Annotated in this window: 15 protein-coding genes; 10 read left to right on the top strand and 5 right to left on the bottom strand. The window is 72.7% G+C overall.

The features are described 5' to 3' along the window. Positions 1–45: 45 nt before the first annotated feature. Positions 46–1209: a serine hydrolase domain-containing protein gene (locus tag LIV37_RS21230; protein ID WP_020869176.1), complete on the bottom strand. Its 1164-nt coding sequence runs from the start codon at positions 1207–1209 to the stop codon at positions 46–48. A 200-nt stretch (positions 1210–1409) separates the two neighbouring features. Between LIV37_RS21230 and LIV37_RS21225 the strand changes: the two genes are divergently transcribed. Both LIV37_RS21225 and LIV37_RS21220 read left to right on the top strand, forming a co-directional pair. Further along, complete coding sequence (locus tag LIV37_RS21225; RefSeq protein ID WP_020869175.1) at positions 1410–3410, top strand: serine/threonine-protein kinase; 2001 nt, start codon at positions 1410–1412, stop codon at positions 3408–3410. A gap of 157 nt (positions 3411–3567) precedes the next feature. Beyond that, positions 3568–6489 carry a protein kinase domain-containing protein gene (locus LIV37_RS21220; RefSeq protein ID WP_121824669.1) on the top strand — a complete coding sequence of 974 codons (2922 nt, stop codon included), beginning with the start codon at positions 3568–3570 and terminating at the stop codon, positions 6487–6489. A 177-nt stretch (positions 6490–6666) separates the two neighbouring features. Here LIV37_RS21220 and LIV37_RS21215 read toward each other — a convergent pair whose 3' ends face one another. Beyond that, complete coding sequence (locus LIV37_RS21215) at positions 6667–8214, bottom strand: AMP-binding protein (protein ID WP_020869172.1); 1548 nt, start codon at positions 8212–8214, stop codon at positions 6667–6669. A 147-nt stretch (positions 8215–8361) separates the two neighbouring features. On the opposite strand from LIV37_RS21215, the gene LIV37_RS21210 reads away from it, so the two are divergent. From LIV37_RS21210 to LIV37_RS21200, 3 genes are all read left to right on the top strand, one after another. Then, on the top strand, positions 8362–9525 hold the full coding sequence (locus LIV37_RS21210; protein WP_020869171.1) for an acyl-CoA dehydrogenase family protein: 1164 nt from the start codon (positions 8362–8364) through the stop codon (positions 9523–9525). Positions 9526–9532: 7 nt separating this feature from the next. After that, positions 9533–10624: an acyl-CoA dehydrogenase family protein gene (locus LIV37_RS21205; protein WP_254807109.1), complete on the top strand. Its 1092-nt coding sequence runs from the start codon at positions 9533–9535 to the stop codon at positions 10622–10624. 471 nt (positions 10625–11095) lie between these two features. Further along, positions 11096–11647 carry an ATP-binding protein gene (locus tag LIV37_RS21200; RefSeq protein ID WP_020869169.1) on the top strand — a complete coding sequence of 184 codons (552 nt, stop codon included), beginning with the start codon at positions 11096–11098 and terminating at the stop codon, positions 11645–11647. A gap of 272 nt (positions 11648–11919) precedes the next feature. Here LIV37_RS21200 and LIV37_RS21195 read toward each other — a convergent pair whose 3' ends face one another. Further along, positions 11920–12846, bottom strand: coding sequence for a cyclase family protein (locus tag LIV37_RS21195; protein ID WP_020869168.1), 927 nt, complete (start codon positions 12844–12846; stop codon positions 11920–11922). 110 nt (positions 12847–12956) lie between these two features. Between LIV37_RS21195 and LIV37_RS21190 the strand changes: the two genes are divergently transcribed. From LIV37_RS21190 to LIV37_RS21175, 4 genes are read left to right on the top strand one after another with little or no spacing between them, the layout of a single operon-like run. Further along, positions 12957–13868, top strand: a complete 912-nt coding sequence (locus tag LIV37_RS21190; protein WP_020869167.1) for an SDR family NAD(P)-dependent oxidoreductase — start codon at positions 12957–12959, stop codon at positions 13866–13868. Positions 13869–13926: 58 nt separating this feature from the next. Continuing rightward, on the top strand, positions 13927–15321 hold the full coding sequence (locus LIV37_RS21185) for an acyl-CoA dehydrogenase family protein (protein WP_020869166.1): 1395 nt from the start codon (positions 13927–13929) through the stop codon (positions 15319–15321). Further along, complete coding sequence (locus LIV37_RS21180) at positions 15318–16784, top strand: aldehyde dehydrogenase family protein (RefSeq protein ID WP_020869165.1); 1467 nt, start codon at positions 15318–15320, stop codon at positions 16782–16784. The genes LIV37_RS21185 and LIV37_RS21180 overlap by 4 nt, the downstream gene beginning before the upstream one ends. A gap of 21 nt (positions 16785–16805) precedes the next feature. Then, positions 16806–17855 carry a Zn-dependent alcohol dehydrogenase gene (locus LIV37_RS21175; RefSeq protein ID WP_020869164.1) on the top strand — a complete coding sequence of 350 codons (1050 nt, stop codon included), beginning with the start codon at positions 16806–16808 and terminating at the stop codon, positions 17853–17855. 183 nt (positions 17856–18038) lie between these two features. Here the strand turns inward: LIV37_RS21175 and LIV37_RS21170 are convergent, their stop codons facing one another. Continuing rightward, positions 18039–19088: a GlxA family transcriptional regulator gene (locus LIV37_RS21170; protein ID WP_020869163.1), complete on the bottom strand. Its 1050-nt coding sequence runs from the start codon at positions 19086–19088 to the stop codon at positions 18039–18041. 111 nt (positions 19089–19199) lie between these two features. Between LIV37_RS21170 and LIV37_RS21165 the strand changes: the two genes are divergently transcribed. Continuing rightward, positions 19200–20534, top strand: coding sequence for an MFS transporter (locus LIV37_RS21165; protein ID WP_020869162.1), 1335 nt, complete (start codon positions 19200–19202; stop codon positions 20532–20534). Positions 20535–20736: 202 nt separating this feature from the next. On the opposite strand, the gene LIV37_RS21160 is transcribed toward LIV37_RS21165, so the two are convergent. After that, on the bottom strand, positions 20737–21372 hold the full coding sequence (locus LIV37_RS21160; protein WP_020869161.1) for a flavin reductase family protein: 636 nt from the start codon (positions 21370–21372) through the stop codon (positions 20737–20739).

The following is a 21372-nucleotide window of genomic DNA, read 5'->3' as shown; positions in this document are numbered from 1 at the left end:
CTTACCGGCCCGCTGCAGGAGGAGGCCGCGTGGAGGTCGCGTGGCCTATCGGCGAGGACAGAACTCGGCCTCGAGCAGGGACGTTTCGGCGGCCAGACCGGAGGCGGCGGTGCTGTTGAGCCGGTAGGCGAGGCTGTGACGGCCGTCGGGGGTGGTCACGGCCAGCGCGTACGAGCCGTTGATCTCGCCGTTGTGGCCCCACAGCGTCACCCCGCACGTCAGCCGCACCGGGAACAGCCCCATGCCGTACCGGCCGTCGGAGGCGGAGGTGTTCCGCATCTGCCGCAGCTCGGCCCGGGGCACGACCTTGCCGCGCAGCAGACCGGGGAGGAGGCGGGTCAGGTCGCCGAGCGTGGAGATCAGCTCCCCCGCGGCCCCGGCCGAGGAGGGGTTGAGGTCGGTGACATCGCGTCGGGCGCCGCCGTCCCCGGCCCCGCCGTCCCGCGTGTACGCGCGGCCGTGCGGGTCCGGGAGGGTGGTGCGGGTGCCGGGGAAGGAGGTGCCGTGCAGCCGAAGGGGGACGAGCACGTCGCGCCGGGCCTCGGCCGCGTAGGAGCGGCCGGTGATCCGCTGGACGACCATGCCCAGCAGCACGTAGTTGGTGTTGGAGTAGCGCCAGCCGGCCCCGGGCGCGAAGTACGGGCGGTGCGCGACGGCGGTCCGCACCAGGGAGGCGGGGGTGCGGGTGCGGTCGGCCGCGGTGGACAGCTGACGCGCCAGCACCGGGTCGGCGGTGTAGTCGAACAGCCCGCTGGTCTGGTTCAGCAGCTGACGGATCGTGATGGCCCGGCCGTCGTTGCCCCGGCCGCGCACCAGCCCCGGGAGGTGTTCCTCCACCGTGTCGCCGAGGCCGAGCCGCCTCTGGGAGGCAAGGCGCAGCGTCACCGCCGCGATGACGGTCTTGGTGAGGCTGCCCGCCCGGAAGTGGTCGTTCCGGTGGATCCGGCGTCCGGTGCGGACGTCCGCGACCCCCGAGGCCAGGTACCGCGTGCCGCCGCCCTCCCGGCGGATGAGCACCGCGGCCCCCGGAGCGTCGCCCTGGGCCGCCAACCGCCGTACGGCGGCGCGCAGGACACCGTCACGACCGCCCTCGGCGCCCGGGTTCGCGCTCGCCCGCGGGTCCGCGTCCCGGCCCGGTTCGGTGGCCGCCGCGCCGCAGCCGGACAGGACGAGCGCCAGGGCGGTCGCGAGCGCCGCGGCGGTCGGCATACGGCTCCGCCTGTGCCATCGTATGGCGGAGATGGGCATGACACGGACCTCCGTTTCCTGCGTACTTCCAGATGGTCGCAGGTACCGCGGTGGCCGCCACGCCGCGCCCCGGACCCGGGGCGGTTCCGGGTCCGCGGATGAGAGACAATGGACGCTCTCCCAGGGTGGGTTCAGGGTGGGTAGATTTGCAGAGGGGTCGCATGTCGGAGGCTGAGAAGACGCAGGGTTCGACTGGGCGCCTCCTCGCCGGGCGGTACCGGCTCGGGGAGATCCTCGGTCAGGGCGGCATGGGCACGGTCTGGCGTGCGAGCGACCAGACCCTCGGCCGTACGGTCGCGGTCAAGGAGCTGCGCTTCCCGTCCAGCGTGGAGGAGGACGAGAAGAGACGGCTCATCACCCGTACGCTGCGCGAGGCGAAGGCGATCGCCCGGATCCGCAGCAACGGCGCCGTCACCGTCTACGACGTGGTCGACGAGGACGACCGCCCGTGGATCGTCATGGAGCTCATCGAGGGCCGCTCCCTCGCCGACGTCGTCCGCGACGACGGCCCGCTGACCCCCAAGCGCGCCGCCGAGGTCGGGCTCGCCGTCCTCGATGTGCTGCGCGCCGCCCACCAGGCGGGCATCCTGCACCGCGATGTGAAGCCCTCCAACGTGCTGATCTCGGACGACGGCCGCGTCGTCCTCACCGACTTCGGCATCGCCCAGGTCGAGGGCGACCCGTCGGTGACCTCGACCGGCATGCTCGTCGGCGCGCCCTCCTACATCTCCCCGGAGCGGGCCCGCGGCCACAAGCCCGGCCCACCGGCCGACCTGTGGTCGCTGGGCGGGCTGCTGTACGCGGCGGTGGAGGGCGTGCCGCCGTACGACAAGAGCACGGCCATAGCGACTCTGACCGCCGTGATGACCGAGCCGGTGGAGCCGCCGAAGAACGCGGGCCCGCTGGAGGAGGTCATCTACGGTCTGCTCACCAAGGACCCGGACCGGCGGCTCGACGACGCCGGGGCGCGGGCGCTGCTCGAGCACGTGGTGAACGGGCCCGAGGTCACCAAGGCCCCCGCCGACGCGACCCGCACGATGAGCCTGCCGCCGGCCCCGTCGAAGGAGGACGAGGCCGCTGCGGAGGTCAAGGAGAAGGCCGCCGCGGAGCGCAGGCGCGGTGCGCTGAAGTCGGTGCGCAACGCGGCCGCGGCGGCGGCCGCGAAGAAGGTGGGGGACAAGAGCGAGGCGGAGCCGGAGTCGGCGTCGGCGTCGGGCGCGAAGTCCGGCGCGAAGTCCGGTGCGAAGTCCGGCGCGACGTCCGGAGCGGCGGGCTCCGGGTCGGGCGCCGCGACGCCCGCGGCCGCGCCCGCCCCGCGGCCTTCCCTGCCGCCGCGCGCCTCGATCACCGACGTGATCCCCAAGCGCACTCTGATCATCATCGCGGTGGTCGTGGTGCTCGCCATCGTGGCCACCGTGCTCGCCGTCGTCCTGAACGACGGCGGGGACGGCGGCGACAAGGCCAAGGGCTCCTCCGGCGGCGACAAGTCCACCTCCGCCGGGACCTCGGGGGGCTCCAAGGAGGACCAGGGCAAGGGCACCGACAAGACCGGCCAGTCGGGGGGCGAGTCGCCGAAGACGGGGACTTCCGGCGGCAAGCAGAGCGGTCAGCCGGATGCCTCCAAGGGTTCGGACGACAACTCGGGCAAGGGCGGCGGAAGCGGCGACAACGGCGGTAAGGGCAAGGGCGACGGCGGTAAGGGCGGCCTGCCCGACGGCTACAAGACCGTCAAGAGCTCCGACTTCCCGTTCAGCATGGCCATGCCGGAGGGCTGGTCGGTCCACTCCGGGAGCTATTCCGGAAGCCGTAAGTACTACGGCGGCTCCAGCATTCCGCGTATTCAGATCGACTTCACCAACGCGCCGAAGTCTGACGCGGAGGCGGACTGGCGCAAGGGCGAGGAGAACGCCCGCCGCACCATGTCCGGCTACAAGGGCCTCGGCATCAAGTCGGTCGACTGGCGTGGCTATCCGACCGTCGCGGACTGGGAGTTCGAGCGCGACCAGGACGGCAAGCGGGTCCGGGTGCTCAACCGCGGCTTCAAGGCGGACAGCAGCCATGGCTTCGCCATACTGATCACCTGCGAGGCGAGCAAGTGGGACGACAAGGAGTGCGCCACCCTCCGCCGGACCGCCTTCGACACGTTCAAGATTACGGACTGAACACTCCTGTCGGCGAAGCGTCGTTCGGGCACGTATCGTGAGAGGCCCTAGACTGTGCGCAGCCGCGGGAACCCGCCAAAACGACCATATTTGAAGGGTTTCAGGCTGCGCCGACCGCTGATGAGGGCGGCGTTGGCCGCGCGCTTGGGGAGGCGTCGTGGAGGAGTACGCGGGCCGGGTGCTGGCCGACCGCTACCGCCTGCCCCTGCCGCCCGCCGACGAGTACGAACTCGTCCAGACCCGCGCCTTCGACACCTACAGCGGACAGGAAGTCCATCTGCGGCAGATACCGCTGCCGGAGGTCATCGACGCGGAAGTCGTGGGCGACGACGCGCGGTGGGGCGGCGGGCCGCCGGGGCGGAACGGCACGTTCGCCGGTGCCGGGCGTACGGCCCGGGGCGGCGCTGACCCGGCCGTCCGGCGCGCCATCGCCGCGGCGACATCCGCCGCGCAGATCCCCGACCACCCCCGGCTCGGCCAGGTCTTCCATGTCTTCGCCGAGGCCGGAAGCCTGTGGATCGTCAGCGAACTGGTCTCCGGCCGCCCGCTGGCCGCGCTGCTCGCGGAGGGCACACTGTCCCCGCACCGCGCCGCCGAGGTCGCCAACGACATCCTTACGGCGCTGCGCGCCCTGCACGCCCACGGCTGGGTCCACCGCAACATCACCGCCCGCACGGTGCTGTTGTGCGACGACGGGCGCGCGATGCTCACGGGGCTGGCGGCGGGCGCGGCGGAGGAGGCGCTGTGCGGCTACGACCCCGTTCCGGCGCCCGCGTCCTCGCCCTCCCCGGACGCCGTGTCCGCTGCGGAGGACGCCCCGTCGGCTGACGCCCCGGCCGCCCTGCCACCGGGCCCGGCGGCTTCCGGCGACCACCCGGACCGGGCCGCCCAGGACCCGGCGGAGCGAGCGGACGAAGGGCGCGCCGCCATCCCCGGGGCCCGTACGGCCGAGGGCGACGAGGGGCGGCCGCACGGCGGCCCGCGCTACCACGACCAGGGCGAAGCGGGCGGCTTCCGGCCGCCGGGCCGTCCTTACGGTGGCCATGAACCGGCTGACGCGGCACGGCCCGACGAACCCGCGGGCGCGGTCTGGCCCGACGCCGACGGCCGGGAACACGGCGGCCAGGGCACAACACCGCCGGGCCTGCCCGAGCCACGGTCGCCTTACGGCGACCACGGGGCGACGGAGGCGAATTCGGAGCCTGGTGCGGGGGGTTCGGCGGGGCCGGACATGGGTGGTTCGGCGGGGCCGGGCGCCGGTGGTCCGGTGAGGTCCCGCCCAGGTGGTCCGGTGTACCGGGATCAATTGACGTTCGGCCCGGGGGCCGGCGGGCCCATGGCGCCTTACCGGGACCAGGCGGCCGCCGGTGGACTGCCCGGGCCTCGGCGAGCTGGACAGTCGGGACAGCCGGGGGACCGGGAGGGCGAACGGGGCGGCTCCGGCGCCGATGCGCCCAACGCGGCCGCGCGGGCGGCGCGGGCCAGCGCCATCGCCGCCTACGCGGCGGGCGCGCGAGCCGCCGCACGGGCCAACGTCGACGCGGCCCCCCGCTCCCCGCACGCCCCCGAGCCCGCCCCGACACCCGCGGCCGAGCCCGACCCGGAGCCGGTGACCGACGGCGCCCGCTGGCCGGGCCGGCCGGAGGCTGCGGAGAGCGCCCAGCCGACCGCCTCCGAAGGCCAGTCCGTCCCCGAAGGCGGCTCCTGGGACTCCGGCGGAGCCACCGGCGGCGGCCCCGCCACCGCGCTCGCCGCCGAACGCGCCCGCCAGGCCCGTATCGTCGTGGTCGGCGCCGTCACCGAGCGCTGGGCGCCCGAGCAGGCGGGCCCGGTCCATGAGAACTGGCGGCTGGCGCCCCCGGTCGGCCCAGCCGCCGATCTGTGGGCGCTCGGCGCACTGCTGTTCCGCGCGGTGCAGGGCCATGCCCCGTACCCGGAGGAGAGCGCCGCCGAGCTGGTGCAGATGGTCTGTGGGGAGGCGCCCGCGTACGCGGAGGAGTGCGGTGCGCTGCGCCCCGTCGTCGAGTCGCTGATGCGCCAGGACCCCACCGAGCGCCCGGACTTCGAGGAGCTGCGCGGCTGGCTGCGGTCCCTGATCCGGTCGGCGCCCGAGCCGGACGTCGGCATCAGCACGGTCACGGTGCCCTCGCTCGGCTCCGGTGGTGCCTCCGACCCCCGGCGGCTGCCGATCGTCCGCAGGCGGGGCTGGCTGGTGCGCAGGGGCCGGGGGCGCCGCCCGGCCGCGGCGGCCGACGCGCCGGTGGGCCACGCGCGGCACCGGCGGGACAAGCGCGAGAAGCGGGAGAAGAGAGAGCCCCGGGAGAGCCGGCAGGCTCCTCCGGCGCCCCCCACCCAGCGCAAGCCGCGCAAACTCGGGCGGATGCTGCTGCTCCTGATCCTGCTGGGGCTGGCGGCCGCGGTGCTCTACGCGATGATGTTCATGCCGCGCTCCAAGGACGACGGCGGCCAGGAGCGTACGGGCTCGGCCGGTACACCCAGCGCGGCGCCGCACGACCCCGCGGGCGGCGACAAGGACGATGGCGACGAGGGGGAGGCCGGAAAGCCCTCCGACCCCGCCGCCCCCGGTGACCAGGAGCCGCAGTCCACCGACCCGGCCGGGCTGGCGAAGGGCTTCGCGGTCCGTAAGGACCCCAAGGGCTTCAAGGTCGCCGTTCACGAGAACTGGACCCGCCGGGGCGAGAACGGCCGCGGCCAGATCCGCTACATCGGCGGCGACTTCGAGCTGGTGGTCGTGGCCGGGCGGGACAAGATGTCCGAGTTCGGTGGCGACCCGATGGCGTACCAGCAGGACCGCGAGGCCGAGCTGTCCGCCTTCCGCGGCTCCTCCTGGGCCTCGTCCTCCGGGCTGCGGCGGATCGACGTCGGCCGTACGGCGATGGCGGAGGGCGCCTTCACCTGGCGCGACAGCAGCGGCCGGAACGTGTACGCGCGCAACCTCGCGATGCTGATCGACGGCCGCTACCACGTGGTCCTGGTCATCGGTCCGTCCGATGAGCGCCGGGCGGTCAACCAGTACTTCGACCAGGCCACGGCCACGTACAGCACGACCAACGGCTAAGCGGCCTCGTTGAAGTCCGGTGCGGTTCGGGTGCGCCCCGAAGGGGCGCGGGACTGTGTCGATATGCGGCTCCGCCGCGGCTGTGTCGATATGCGGCTCCGCCGCGTGGGCGACCAGCCACGACGCAGCCGCGGATGAACGACCGCACCTCGCGGCACTTCCCGCGGAGCGCTCAGCCTAGGCGGCGCCCTCCGCGAACCGCTCCCGCAGCTGGTACTTCAGCACCTTCCGCAGCGTCTCGTTACGCGGCAGGGCGTCCACCACCTCGAGCCGCTCCGGCAGCTTGTGCACCGACAGCCCGGCCCCTCGCAGATACGACACGACCTGGCCGAGCGTCAGCGCCGCCGCCCCGGCCGGCTGCTCCACGACGGCGCAGACCAGCTCGCCCCGGTCCGGGTCGGGCAGGCCGATCACCGCCACATCGCCCACGTCCGGGTGCTGGTACAGCAGCTGCTCGATCTCCTTGGCCGAGATGTTCTCGCCCTTGCGGATGATGATGTCCTTGACGCGGCCGGTCAGCACCAGATGGCCGCTCTCCGTGAGGTGGCCGAGATCGCCGGTGAGGAAGAAGCCGTCCGCGTCGAACGCCTTACGGCTCTCGGCCTCGTCCAGATATCCGGCGCAGACCGCCTCGCCGCGCAGCCGCACCTGACCGTCCACCACACGGATCTCCATCTCCTTGGGCGGGCGGCCCTCGGTGGTGGCGAGGTTCTCGTCCGTGTCGTCCGGCGCTCCCATGGTGATCATGGGGACTTCGGTCATCCCGTAGCCATGGGTGAGCGTGCAGCCCAGCTCCCGTACGACTTCGTAGTAGAGCTCGGGCGGCTTGGGCGCGCCGCCGCCCGCGAGGAGCCGCAGGGTGGGGATGAGGCGGCGCGAGGGGTTCTTGCGCTGCTCGGCCAGGAACATCGAGTAGAAGGCGGTGCTGCCGCCCGCGACCGTCACCCCGTGCCGCCGGTAGGCGGGCAGCGACTCGGGCAGCGAGAAGTGCTCGAGAAGCACCGCCGGGAAGCCGTAGAGCAGCAGCATCACGGTGTAGTCGGGCCCCGCGACATGGGCGTACGGGAAGGCCATGGACCCGACGTCGTCCGGGCCGAGCCGCAGCGCGTGGGCGAGGCAGGCACCGGCGGCGATGAGGCTGCGGTCGGTGTGCAGCACGCCCTTGGGGTCGGAGGTGGTGCCCGAGGTCCAGTAGATCCAGCGGACGGCCCGTCCGTCGGTGGGCGGTGGCGGCAGCCGCAGCGCCTTGGGGTCGGCCACCGGCAGCGTGTCGTACGCCTCGAAGACCGTCGGCGGCTCCGGCAGTTCGGCGGCCAGGCGGCGTGCCATCGCGGTGTGGTCGAAGCCGCGCCACCGGCCGGGTGCGGCGAAGAACCGCGCCCCGGACGCGCGGAGCGCGAACCGCACCTCGCGGTCGCGGTAGTACGGGATGAGCGGGGTCTGCACGGCGCCGAGGCGGGCGAGCGCCATGGTCAGCACGACCGTCTCGATCCGGGTGGGCAGCTGCCAGGCGACCCGGCTGCCGGGGCGTATCCCCAGCCGGTACAGCCCGGCGGCGGTCCGCTCGGCGCGGGTGCGCAGGGCGCCGAAGGTCAGCCGCCGGTCGTGGCGGGCGGAGGCGGTGGCCTGGAGCAGGGCGGGGGCGTCGGGGGTGAGGGCGGCGCGGCGCTCGAGCAGCTCCCACAGCGTCGCCGAACTGCCGAGCTCATGCGCGATGTCGGTCATCCCGGCCTCCCGTGGGACGGTAGCTGACGACCCATCAGATAGTGCTCGAAGCGTAAGGGCGCACGCCTTGTCGGTCCAGGGGGTGCGGACTAGCCTGCGGAAGCCCATCTTGTCTGACGGACCATCAGAAAGAGAGGTCGGCGGCTGATGGATCTCACCTACACGGAGGACGAGGAGGACTTCCGGCACCGGCTGCGCGCCTGGCTCGCCGAGGTCCTGCCCAAGCTGCCGGACCGTCCGCATCCGGCCGACTGGCCCGGCCGCCGCGCCTATGACTGCGGCTGGCAGCGCATGCTCCACGACGCGGGCTACGCCGGGCTGCACTGGCCCGAGGACGCGGGCGGCCGGGGCGCGACGCCCACCCAGCATCTGATCTTCCTGGAGGAGACCGAGCGCGCCGGTGCGCCCTATGTGGGCGCGGGGTTCGTCGGACTGCTGCACGCGGGCCCCACGATCGCCGCCGAGGGCACCCCCGAACAGCGGGCGCGCTGGCTGCCGCCGATCCTGCGCGGGGACGAGGTCTGGTGCCAGGGGTTCTCCGAACCGGACGCCGGCTCCGACCTGGCGTCGCTGCGCACCCGGGCGGTACGGGACGGTGATGAGTACGTCATCAGCGGGAGCAAGATCTGGACCTCGCACGCCGAGATCGCCGACTGGTGCGAACTATTGGTGCGCACCGCGCCGGTAAACGCCGACACGCCGAAGCACCGGGGCATCACCTGGCTTGCGATGCCGATGGACGCGCCCGGGGTGACGGTGCGGCCGCTGCGGACCCTCGCCGGGACGGCGGAGTTCGCCGAGGTGTTCCTGGACGAGGTGCGGGTGCCGGTCGGCCACCGGGTCGGGGAGGAGAACGACGGCTGGCGGGTGACCATGGTGACCCTCTCCTTCGAGCGCGGTACGGCCTTCGTGGGCGAGGTGGTCGCGTGCAGGCGGGTGCTGGCGGCGCTGGCCAGGACGGCGCAGGCCAACGGGCGCTGGGACGACACGGTGCTACGGCGCCGGTTGGGGCGGCTCGCGGCGGAGTGCGCGGCGCTGTGGCGGCTCACCCAGTGGAACGTGAGCGAGGCGCGGCGCACCGGCGGGGTGCCGGGCGTCGGCGGCTCGGTCTTCAAACTGCGCTTCTCACAGGTTCGGCAGGAGCTGTACGACGCGGCCGCCGAGGTGCTGGGGCCGGACGCGCTGGACGCCGGTCAGGAGTGGGTCGCCGACCGGCTCTCCTCGCTCTCGTACACCATCGCGGCGGGGACCTCGCAGATCCAGCGGAACATCGTGGCCGAGCGGATCCTCGGCCTGCCGAAGGGACGGTGAGCGGGGCGTGGACTTCCAGCTCACGGACGACCAGCGGGCACTGCGGACCGGGATGCGCGAACTGCTGGAGCGGCGCTTTCCGCGCACCCGGCTGCGGGCGGTGGTGGACGGGGACACGGCGCGGGGCGACGGGGACACGGGGCGGGGCGGAGCGCTGGACCGGGAGCTGTGGCGGGAGCTGGGCGCCGCGGGCCTCTTCGCGCTGCGGGTGGCGGAGTCGGCGGGCGGGGTGGGGCGGGGGCTGCCGGAGGTGGTGCTGGCCTTCGAGGAGGCGGGCCGTGCGCTGCTGCCGGGGCCGCTGGTCGCGACGGAGCTCGCGGCGGGACTTTCGGGATCTTTGGCGGCGGGTGCGGCCCAGGGCGAGACGGTGGTGACGGCGCTGGACGAGGGCGGTGCGCCGGTCGAGTATCTTGCCTCCGCCGATGTGGTGCTGGCGCTGGGGCCGACGGCGGTCGAGGTGATTCCGGCGGCGGAGGTGGCGCGTTCGGCGGAGCCGATGCGCTCCGTCGACCCGGCCACCCCGCTGCACCGGACTGCCCCGAGCCGAACCCGGCCGGACCAGGCGGAACAGATGGATCCGGCTGACCGGATGGACCAGGCCGACCGGACGGCCCAGGCGCCCCGGACGGCCCAGGCGGGCACGGGCCGTTCGGGGCCCGCCGCCCGGCTGCGGCGCGAGGCGGCGCTGCTGACCGCGGCCCAACAACTGGGCAGCGCCTCCCGTACGGTCGAGCTCGCGGTGGACCATGCCAAGCACCGCACCCAGTTCGGCCGGCCGATCGGCGCCTTCCAGGCCGTACAGCATCTGTGCGCCCAGATGCTGGTTCGTGCCGAATCAGCCAGAAGTGTGGTGTATGCCGCGGCGGTCACAGAAGACCCGGGTGACATCGCGGCCGCCAAGCTCCTCGCCGATGAGGCCGCTGTCCATAATGCCCGCGATTGTCTGCAAGTCCATGGCGGGATGGGCTTCACCTGGGAGGCGGATGTCCATCTCCATCTCAAGCGGGCCTGGGTGCGGGCAGGTCAGTGGCAGTCCGGGGCGGCGGCGGAGGAGGAATTGGCGGCCGGGCTCGTGTCGACCGTTGAAACATGTTTGTAGCCGGGCTCGATGGATACGCCTGAATTGTTGGGATGTCGCATTCTCTGGGGAGATCCCCAGAGCTTCTGAGGTGACCGAGCGTTGATACCAGGTTGTTTCCTAGGCGTGACTCGTCACAGGGTGGAGTCGGGCCCGGGCTCGGGTACTCTCCGTGGGGTGCGAACGCTTATGGGGTGCGAGAAGCCCGGCGTTGCCCATGGGGCGATTCCGGGCATGACGACGTGCCCCGCTCGCTCGGGGTGTGCGACGCCCCAGCCTCGATGTTCGAGTCCTCAGGACGCGTGTCGCACAGTATGCCCCACGCATACTCCTTGGCGCTGGAATATGACCGAAGCGCTTGTTGGGGTGACTGTACGTCAACCATGCTGTCGCGCACGGGGGTACCTCTCAGCGGTAGCTGGGGGAGTGTCACGGTCCGTGACCTCTTGGAGGTACAAGGCGATGTGTCTGCCGGTTCGGATGGTGTGAGCGGTGCAGGTGCTTCAGGCGCAGATGGAGGTCAGGCCCGACCCGGCGGAGGTGAGTCGTGCCCGTCGATGGGCCCGTTCGCGGCTTGTCGGGTCCGGAATCGGAGCCGATGAGCCGCTCGCTGAGACGTTGATTCTGCTCATCTCCGAACTCGTCACCAACGCCGTGGTGCACACCGGCTGTCCGGCCGTGCTGCGGATGCTCTTCCCCGCCCAGTCCACGGGCGGCGGTGGCGGTGCCGGGGGCGGGACGCCGGGGCCGTTCACGAGCCGGGCTGCCGGTGTGGGAACGGTCCGGGTCGAGGTCGCCGACGCCAGTGACCGCGCTCCGCGTCAGCGCTGCGCCGATGAGGGGGACACTCATGGGCGCGGTCTGGAGCTGGTCGACGGTCTCGCCGACCGCTGGGGCTGGCAGCCGGAGGGCTCCGGGAAGCGGATCTGGTGTGAAATCGACCGCGCGAAGGGCGAGGAGTCGCTCTCCAAGAAGCGAGCGGCCTCCCATGCGCCGTCACACATGGGGCGAATCAGGCAAAGTCCAGACCAGGTGTTGACGTGACGTGTTCGCTTGATCACTCTAGGATCAGCGATTCGTCGCGAGGGGACGCCGAGGGCTGTGGTGTCCCTGTGGACCGTGTGTTCACGGGGACGTTCCTTGGCGAGTGCGGGTCGCGCCCCCGCTGCTGAAACAGGGCTCAGCGTCGGGAGCCGGGTGGCGGTGCGCGGTGCCGTGCTCGGGGCGCGCATGAGCGCACCGCCACCCGAAAGAGGCCGACCCGCCGTCCCCTCCACGGGCGTCGAAGACGTCAAGACATCAGCGGCGTCAAGCCTTCAGAGGATCGCGACGGGTGCGACGGGCGAGCCCGTGCCGCCGACGAACGGCTCGGGCGGGGCCGACAGCAGAAAGGCATGGCGCCCCTCCTCGGCGCAGGCTTCGGAGAGTTCCTCCAGATTCCAGTTCTGGCCCTGGAGCATGCCCATCTCGACCAGGTCGAGGGCGTGGACCGGCATCCAGAGATCCTCGATCTCCGGTGGGAAGGCCTCGAAGGTCAGGGTGTCATTGGCGACCGCCGCCACATCGCGGGCGTGGAACCATTCGGGCGTGCGCAGGGACAGGCCCGGTGAGGGGAAGGCGTACGCCTCCTTCTCGCCCGCCAGATAGCGCTGGATCTGCCCGGTGCGGACGAGCACGATATCGCCGGAGCGCACCCTCGTCCCGGCCAGTTCCTCGGCGGCGTCGAGGTCTTCGGGGGTGACCACATGCCCCTCGGGCAGCCGCCCGGCGCCCCGGGCCCGGGCCACATCGAGCAGCACCCCGCGCGAGACGAGGGGCCCCGCCTTGTCGATACCGCTGAAGGCGGCGCGGTCATGGGAGGTGATGGAGTCGGCGGGGCGGCCGTTGTAGATCCTTCCGGAGTGCGAGACATGGGTCAGCCCGTCCCAGTGGGTACCGGCCTGGAGTCCCATCGTCACGGCGTCGTCGCTGGTCGCCACCGTGTCCGGGCCGAATATCTCGAAGTTGACCGCGATCATCGTATGCAGCGGGTTGACCCGCCCGGGGATCATTCCGGTCTGGATGCCGTCCTGTCGCAGCGGCACCGCGAGCGGTACCCGACGACCGGTCCGTATCGTCGCGGCGGCCTCCCGGACCACGGCATCGGTGATCAGGTTGAGCGTGCCGATCTCGTCCTCCGTCCCCCAGCGGCCCCAGTTGTTGACCCGTTTGGCGATCTCGTGGAACTCGGCTGGCAGCGGCATGGCGTCTCCTTCGGTGTTCCCGGCCGTCGTTTGTGTGCGGGGGCTTGTACTCGGGCCGCGTCTGCTCAAAAATCTAACGGACCGTCAGAAACTCCGGGAGGGGATGCGACGTGGGCAACTTCTTGGACGGCAAGGTGGTCGCCGTCACCGGGGCCGGACGTGGTATCGGACGAGCGGTGGCCCTCGCCTGCGCGGCCGAGGGGGCACAGGTCGTCGTCAACGACTACGGGGTCTCGATCGAGGGCGGCGAACCGAGCAGCGAGGTCGCCGAGGCCGTGGTCAAGGAGATCGCGGCGGCGGGCGGCGAGGCGGTCGCGGTCGCCGACGACGTCTCGACCATGGCCGGTGGCCAGCGGATCGTGGACACCGCACTGGAGCGGTACGGACGGCTGGACGGGGTCGTCTGCGTCGCCGGGATCCTGCGCGAGCGGATGCTGTTCAACATGTCCGAGGAGGAGTGGGACCCGGTCGTCGCCACCCATCTCAAGGGCACCTTCACGGTCTTCCGGGCGGCGTCGGCGGTGATGCGCCGCCAGCGCTCCGGCACCCTGATCGGCTTCACCAGCGGCAACCACCAGGGCAGCGTCGCCCAGGCCAACTACGCCTCCGCCAAGGGCGGGATCATCTCCCTGATGCGCAGCGCCGCGCTGGGGCTGCACAAGTACGGCGTCACGGCGAACTGCGTGGCCCCGGTCGCCCGCACCCGGATGTCCGCCAACGTACCGATGGAGCTCAAGGAGATCGGCGAGCCGGAGGATGTGGCGGCCCTGGTCGTCTATCTGCTGAGCGAACGCGCCCGCGTGGAGCGGATCACCGGGCAGGTCTATACGATCGCGGGCCCCAAGATCGCGGTCTGGGCCCAGCCCCGTGAACTGCGCGCCGGATACGCCGAGGGCGCCTGGACCCCGGAGAAGATCGCCGACTTCCTCCCGGGCACGGTCGGCACCGACCCCATGCCGATGCTGGCCCAGCTGGAGGCCATGGCCCAGGCCGCAGCCGACGGCCAACGTCCCAACGCCTGACCCCGGCAACGGCGGGGCTTACCGGAAACACCCACCAGGGCCGACGAGGGGAGAGGTTGTGGACTTCGCTTTCGGGCCGGAGGACGAGCGCTTCCGCGCCGAGGCGCGCGACTGGCTGGCCGAGCACTTCACCGGACCGTTCGCCGCCCTCAAGCAGCGGACCGGCGGCCACCCCGGCGAGGCGCACGGCGACATGGCCGTCCGCCGCGCCTGGGAGCGCGAGCTCGGCACGGGCGGCTGGATCGGCCTGGGCTGGGACCGTACGGACGGGGCGTACGGCAACCGCGCCGCGACGCTGACCCAACAGGTCGTCTGGGCCGAGGAGTACGCCCGCGCCGGGGCGCCCGGCCGACTGGGCCATATCGGCGAGAACCTCCTCGGGCCCACCCTGCTCGCCCACGGCGACTCCGCCCAGCGCACCCGCTTTCTGCCGCCCATCGCCCGTGGCGAGGAGGTGTGGTGCCAGGGCTACAGCGAACCCGACGCCGGTTCGGACCTCGCCGGGCTGCGGACCCGCGCCGTCCGCGACCCGGGCGAGGGCACCTATCGCATCACCGGGCAGAAGATCTGGACCTCCCTCGCCCATGAGGCCGACTGGTGCTTTGTGCTGGCGCGCACCGAGGAGGGCTCACAGCGCCATCATGGACTCTCCTTTCTGCTGGTGCCGATGGACCAGCCGGGACGGATCGAGGTGCGGCCGATCCGGCAGCTGACCGGGACCGCGGACTTCAACGAGGTGTTCTTCGACGGGGCCGTGGCCCGCGCCGAACACCTCGTCGGCGGCGCGGGCCACGGCTGGCGCGTGGCCATGAGCCTGCTGGCGGTGGAGCGCGGGGTCTCCACCCTGGTCCAGCAGATCGGCTTCGCCCATGAGCTGAGCCGGGTGGTGCGGCTGGCGCTGGAGACCGGCGCCGCGGAGGAGCCCGTGCTGCGAGACCGGCTCATACGGCAGTGGGCCGAGCTCAAGGCCATGCGCTGGAACGCCCTGCGCACCCTGGGCAGTGCGCAGAGCCCAGCCCCGAACTCCGCCCGGCCCGCCCGGGACCCCGCCCCGCGGAAGGCCGCCCCCCATGACCTCCCCCCGAGGAGCGCGAACCCCCAGGCCCCCGGCTCACCTGCCCCCGGCTTACCCGATCCTGGCTCACCCGCCTCCGGCCCGCAGCACTCCGATCCCCAGCACTCCGGACCGCAGGACCCCGGCGCGCCCAGCGTCGCCAAGCTGCTGTGGGGCGGCTGGCATCAGCGGCTCGGCGAGCTGGCCGTGGAGGTGAGAGGCGCCGCGGCCGCACTCGGCCCGGCGCGCTGGACCGCCGGCCGGCCGTACGAACTCGACGCCTTCCAGCGTCTCTTCCTCTTCTCCCGCGCCGACACCATCTACGGCGGCTCGGACGAGATACAGCGCACCATCATCGCCGAGCGCGTACTTCACCTCCCCAAGGAATCACGCCGATGACGAAGGCCTACGCGCACTGGATCGGCGGCTCGTGGCGGGCTCCCGGGAACGGGCACTACCCCGTCATCAACCCCGCCACCGAGGAAACCGTCGGCCATGCCCCCGAGGCCGACCCGGCCGATGTGGACGCCGCGGTCCGGGCCGCCCGGGCCGCGTACGACGGCTGGTCGCGCACCGCCCCAAAGGAGCGCGCCGCCGTACTCGACCGGGCCGCCGATCTGCTCGCCGAGCACGCCCCGGACCTGGTGCCCCTCGTCCAGGCGGAGACCGGGGCGACGCTGCGCGTCACCTCGGCCCTCCAGGTGCCCCCGGCGATCGACCGCTTCCGCCGCTATGCGCGCGGCGCCCTTGAACCGGACACCGTGCCGCTGGCCCCGCTGCCCCTGGCCGCCACCCCGCTGGCGCCCGGCGGGCTGATCGGAGCGGCAGCGGTCCGCCGTCCCCTGGGTGTCGTCTGCTGCATCACCTCCTACAACTTCCCTCTCACGAATCTCGCGGGCAAGGTGGCCCCGGCCCTGGCCATGGGCAATACGGTCGTGGCCAAACCCGCGCCGCAAGATCCGCTTTGCTGTCTCGAGCTCGGCCCTCTGCTGAAGGAGGCCGGGCTCCCGGACGGTGCCTTCAATGTCGTCACCGGCTCGCGCGCGGCCGCCGGCGAGGCGCTGGTCGCGCACCCCGGTGTCGACATGGTCAGCTTCACCGGATCCACCGCCGTGGGGAAGAAGATCGCCGAATCCGCGGGGCGGTCGATGAAGCGCACCCTGATGGAACTTGGGGGCAAGGGCGCGGCCATCGTCCTGGGGGACGCCGACGAGCGAGTGATCGCGTCGGCGGTCGGGGCGGTCGGTTCGACCTTCTCCTTTCACAGCGGGCAGATCTGCACGGCGCCGACCCGTGTGCTCGTACATCGATCGCTGTACGAGAAGGTCATCGCCGCACTCACACACTACGCAGAGTCACTGAAGATCGGGGACCCTGTGGATAACTCCACGGTCGTCGGCCCATTGATCTCCGCCGCGCAGCGCGATCGCGTCGAGGCGTATGTCTCCGGCGCCCGTGAGCAGGGCGCCCGGATCGTCGTGGGCGGCGAACGCCCGGCGCTCAAACCCGGCTTCTACGTGGCCCCCACCCTGATCGCCGACGCCGATCCCGCGATGACTGTCGCGCGCGAGGAGCTGTTCGGCCCGGTCGTCGTGGCCCTGCCCTTCGACGACGAGGACGAGGCGGTGCGGATCGCCGACTCCACCCCCTACGGCCTCTACGACTATGTCTTCAGCGCCGACGCGGGCCGCGCCTGGTCCCTCGCCGCCCGTCTGCGCAGCGGAAACGTCGGCATCAACACCGCCCAGCGCCACCCCGAGACACCGTTCGGCGGCTTCAAGGAAAGCGGAGTCGGCCGCGACGGCGGCTCGTTCGGCCTGCACGCGTACAGCGAACTCCAGTCGCTGGTCTGGGTTGCCTGAGACACCGGAAGGGTGATGAGGATGAGAGGCGTCATCTTCGACGGCACCGCGCCGCGCGTGGTCGAGGACCTGGAGGTGCGCGACCCCGGCCCCGGCGAGGTGCTGGTGCGCATCGCCGCCGCCGGGCTCTGCCACAGCGATCTGTCGGTCGTCGACGGCACCATCCCCTTCCCTCTCCCCGTGGTCCTCGGCCACGAGGGCGCGGGCGTGGTCGAGGAGGTCGGGCCGGGCGTCACCCATGTCGCACCCGGTGACCATGTGGCGCTCTCCACCCTCGCCAACTGCGGGACCTGCGCCGACTGCGCGCGGGGCCGCCCCACGATGTGCCGCGCGGCGATCGGCCGGCCGACCCGGCCGTTCCGCCGCGGCGACGAGCGGCTGTACAACTTCGCCTCGAACTCCGCCTTCGCCGAGCGCACCCTCGTCACCGCCGTCCAGGTGGTGCCGATCCCCGAGGACATTCCGCTCGTCGCCGCCGCCCTCATCGGCTGTGCCGTCCTCACCGGCGTCGGCGCCGTGCTCAACCGCGCCAAGGTGGACCGCGGTGAGTCGGTCGTCGTCATCGGCAGTGGCGGCATCGGGCTCAATGTGCTGCAAGGGGCCCGGATCGCCGGGGCGTCCCCGATCGTCGCCGTCGACTCCAACCCCGCCAAGGAGCCGATGGCCCGGCGCTTCGGCGCCACCCACTTCGTCCCCTCCGCCGACGCCGTGGCGGAGGTCCTGCCGACCGGTGCGGACCACGCCTTCGAATGCGTCGGCTCCACCCGGCTCATCCGCCAGGCCGTCGATCTGCTCGACCGGCACGGCCAGGCGGTGCTGCTCGGGGTGCCGCCCGCCGACGCCGAGGCGGCCTTCCGCGTGTCCTCCATGTACCTGGACAAGTCCATCCTGGGCTGCCGCTACGGCTCCTCACGGCCACAGGCCGACATCGCGCTGTACGCGGACCTCTACCGGCAGGGGCGGCTGCTGCTGGACGAACTCGTCAGCAGGACCTACCCCTTGGAGGACTTCGCCAAGGCCGCCGACGACGCCCACCACGGCCGGGTGGCGCGTGCCGTGCTCACCTTCTGAACGGGCGGCGTCCGGTGCGCCTGGCGACGAGGACTGTTCGCCCTGCCTTCCCAGCTGGCGGCTCCAGGGCGCCGAGGCGACCGCATGACGGCGCGGGCGCGGCCCCGTGACGGAGCGGGAGTGGCCCGTGACGGCGCGGGATCGGCCGTGCGGGCTTACGCGCCGTGACGGGCTGAGCGGCCTTTACGCGCGGGCGTCGGCGCCCGGAGCCGTACCGGCCTCGGCGCCCGCGCGGAAGGTGCGGCGGTAGGCGGTGGGGGAGACGCCCACGGCCGTCTGGAAGTGCTGGCGCAGGGACGCGGGGGAGCCGAAACCGGCCTCGCGCGTCACCTGGTCCACCGACAGATCGGTGCCCTCCAGGAGATGACGGGCCCGCTCCACCCGCTGCTGGGTCAGCCACTGGCCCGGGCTGACGCCGACCTCCTCGCGGAACCGGCGGGTGAACGTCCGTACGCTCATCGCCTCCTGGGCGGCCAGCTCCCGCAGCGAGATGGGCCGGTCCAGCCGACCGAGCGCCCAGGCGCGGGCCGTCGTCGTGGTGGCCTGTTGGGCCTCGGGCAGCGGGCGCGGAATGTACTGGGCCTGGCCGCCGTCGCGGTGGGGCGGCACCAGGCTGCGCCGGGCCACGTCGTTGGCGACGGCCGTGCCGTGGTCGCGCCGCACCAGATGCAGGCACAGGTCGAGCCCCGAGGCGACACCGGCCGAGGTGAGCACATCGCCGTCGTCCACGAACAGCACGTTCGGATCGACCTTGACGGTCGGGAAGAGGCGCTGGAAGTGGTCGACGCTGGACCAATGGGTGGTGGCCGGGCGGCCGTCGAGAAGCCCGGCGGCGGCGAGCACGAACGAACCGGTGCAGATGGACACCCAGCGCACGCCCGGCCGGGCATGGGCAAGCGCGGCGCCGAGCGGCTCGGTCATCCGGCCCTCCTCGTGGACCGGGCCGAGTTCGTACGAGGCGGGCACCACGATGGTGTCGGCCTCGGCGAGGACCTCCGGGCCCTGCGCCACGGCGATCGGGAAGTCGGCGTCCGTGGGCACCAGACCGGGCTCGGGGGTGCAGGTGACCACCTCGTACAGCCGCCGGCGGTCGGCGGAGCGGGCCTTGCCGAAGATCCGGTACGGAATGCCCAGCTCGAAGGGGATCACGCCAGGGAGGGCGAGGACGGCGACGCGATGGTGCGCGTCGGCGGTCCAGGGCGGGGAATGGGGTTGGGGTTGGGGCTGGGACACTTCCGGCCTCCCGTCGTTCGGCCACGGCCAGAAAGGGCCGTGGCCCGATCCTAGCGAATGCTGTCCTTTGGGCCACTCGCCCGTGCCGACCCGCTGCCCGATGCTGGTCCGGTGACGCAGACGACCGAGCTCTCCGAAGCCCCCGAACAGGACGAACAGCCGGAACAGCCCGCACGACGGGCCCTCCTGCGGCTACCGCACCGCGCCTGGTCGGTCGCCGCCATCGCCTTTGTGACGATCATCGGCGCGGCCGGATTCGCCTCCCTGCCGGGTCTGCTCATCGATCCGCTCCACGAGGAGTTCGGCTGGTCGCGCGGCACGATCGGGTTCGCGGTCTCCGTCAACCTCGCCCTTTACGGGCTCACCGCGCCCTTCGCCGCCGCCCTGATGGATCGCTTCGGCATCCGTAAGGTCGTCGCGGCCGCGCTCGTCGTCATCGCGGCCGGAGGCGGCCTTACGGTCTTCATGAGCGAGCCCTGGCAGCTCATCCTGTGCTGGGGTGTGCTGGTCGGCCTCGGCAGCGGCTCCATGGCGCTGGCCTTCGCGGCGACCGTGACCAACCGGTGGTTCGTGGCCCGGCGCGGGCTGGTCACCGGCATGCTCACGGCGGGCGGGGCCTCCGGGCAGCTGATCTTTCTCCCGCTGCTCTCCTGGATCGTCGAACGGCACGACTGGCGGCCCGCCGCGATCACCGTCTCGGTCGCCGCGCTGGCGATCGTCCCCCTCGTCTGGCTGCTGCTGCGCGACTACCCCTCGGACGTGGGCCTCGCCGCGTACGGCGCCGACGGGCCGCCCGCCCCGCGGCCCGCCCCCCGGCGCGGCGCGGCCCGGCGGGCCGTCAAGGCCCTCGCCTCGGCCTCGCGCACCGGCTCCTTCTGGCTGCTCGCGGGCGCCTTCGCGATCTGCGGCGCCTCCACGAACGGCCTCGTCAAGACCCACTTCGTGCCCGCCGCGCATGATCACGGCATGCCGGTGACGGCCGCCGCGAGCCTGCTCGCCGTCATCGGCGTCTTCGACATCGTGGGGACCGTGGCCTCCGGCTGGTTCACCGACCGCTTCGACGCGCGACGGCTGCTGGCCGTGTACTACGCGCTGCGCGGGATCTCCCTGATGTTCCTGCCGATCCTGCTGGACGACGCGGTCCATCCGCCGATGCTCTTCTTCATCGTGTTCTACGGTCTCGACTGGGTCGCCACGGTCCCGCCGACGATGGCGCTGTGCCGGGAGCAGTACGGGGAGGACAGCGCGATCGTCTTCGGCTGGGTACTCGCCTCTCACCAGGTGGGGGCCGGGGTCGTGGCCTTCGTGGGCGGCGCGGCGCGGGACGCCTTCGGCTCGTACGACCTGGTCTGGTACGGCGCGGGGGCGCTGTGCGCGATCGCCGCGCTGATGTCGCTGGTCATCCAGCGTGCCCCGGACGCGAAGACCGCGTCGGCGACGGCGTAGGGGGCCGACGGATCTTGGCGCCTGCGCGGGCTGTTCCCCTCCCCGTCCCTTCCCTCAACCGGGGCTCCGCCCCAGGCCCCGGGGTCTGGAGCGGAGCCCCTGCCATGCGGCGGAGCCGCATATGGATGCCGCGGGAAGGGGCAGGGAGGGGAACGCGCCGGACACCCCGTGGGGCCGCCCGGGCTTGTGCGAACGGGCGGCCTCAGAGAAGCGCCGTGAACTCCCCGAAGGAGCCGCGGTGGAAGAGCAGCGGCCCCGATCGCGCCGCGGGCTCGTCCGTGCCCAGCGCCCGGACGCGGCCCACCACGACCAGATGGTCACCTCCCGTGTGCACGGCGTGGATCGCGCAGTCGATCCACGCCGGGACCTCCGCGAGCCGCGGTGAGCCGGTGACCGGGGACGCCTCGTAGCGGACGCCCGCGAATTTGTCGGGGCGCCGGGAGCCGCTGACCGCGAAGGAGCGGCACAGCTCGCCCTGGTGCGCGCCCAGGACATTGACGCAGAAAACGCCCGCGCGGGCGATGCGCGGCCAGGTCGTGGAGGTGCGGGCCACCATGAAGGCGACCAGCGGCGGGTCCAGGGACAGCGAGGCGAAGGACTGGCAGGCGAAGCCGGCCGGTCCGTTCTCGTCGACGGTGGCGATCACGGTGACCCCGCTGGCGAAGTGGCCCAGCACATGGCGGAATTCGGCCGGGTCGACCGGCGGCCGCTCATCGGCGCGCACACAGCGCAGCTCCGGCGGGGGCAGCGGGTCGACCGGTCGTACGGAGGCGGTCGGCGAGCCGACCGCCCGGAGGTAGCGGACGGCGGTGGCGGCCATACCGGCGTGTCCCATCAT

The sequence above is a fragment of the Streptomyces rapamycinicus NRRL 5491 genome (assembly GCF_024298965.1).
GTDB lineage: Bacteria > Actinomycetota > Actinomycetes > Streptomycetales > Streptomycetaceae > Streptomyces > Streptomyces rapamycinicus.
The sequence above is the reverse complement of the archived record's forward strand: the minus strand, read 5'-3'. Positions and strand labels throughout refer to the sequence as shown.

What these genes read in the sequence shown, in the direction of transcription:
- LIV37_RS21225 (WP_020869175.1), top strand. Translation starts at nt 1,410, where the DNA reads ATGTCGGAGGCTGAGAAGACGCAGGGTTCGACTGGGCGCCTCCTCGCC.
- LIV37_RS21210 (WP_020869171.1), top strand. Translation starts at nt 8,362, where the DNA reads ATGGATCTCACCTACACGGAGGACGAGGAGGACTTCCGGCACCGGCTG.
- LIV37_RS21160 (WP_020869161.1), bottom strand. Translation starts at nt 21,372, where the DNA reads ATGATGGGACACGCCGGTATGGCCGCCACCGCCGTCCGCTACCTCCGG.
- LIV37_RS21215 (WP_020869172.1), bottom strand. Translation starts at nt 8,214, where the DNA reads ATGACCGACATCGCGCATGAGCTCGGCAGTTCGGCGACGCTGTGGGAG.
- LIV37_RS21230 (WP_020869176.1), bottom strand. Translation starts at nt 1,209, where the DNA reads ATGCCGACCGCCGCGGCGCTCGCGACCGCCCTGGCGCTCGTCCTGTCC.
- LIV37_RS21195 (WP_020869168.1), bottom strand. Translation starts at nt 12,846, where the DNA reads ATGCCGCTGCCAGCCGAGTTCCACGAGATCGCCAAACGGGTCAACAAC.
- LIV37_RS21175 (WP_020869164.1), top strand. Translation starts at nt 16,806, where the DNA reads ATGAGAGGCGTCATCTTCGACGGCACCGCGCCGCGCGTGGTCGAGGAC.
- LIV37_RS21180 (WP_020869165.1), top strand. Translation starts at nt 15,318, where the DNA reads ATGACGAAGGCCTACGCGCACTGGATCGGCGGCTCGTGGCGGGCTCCC.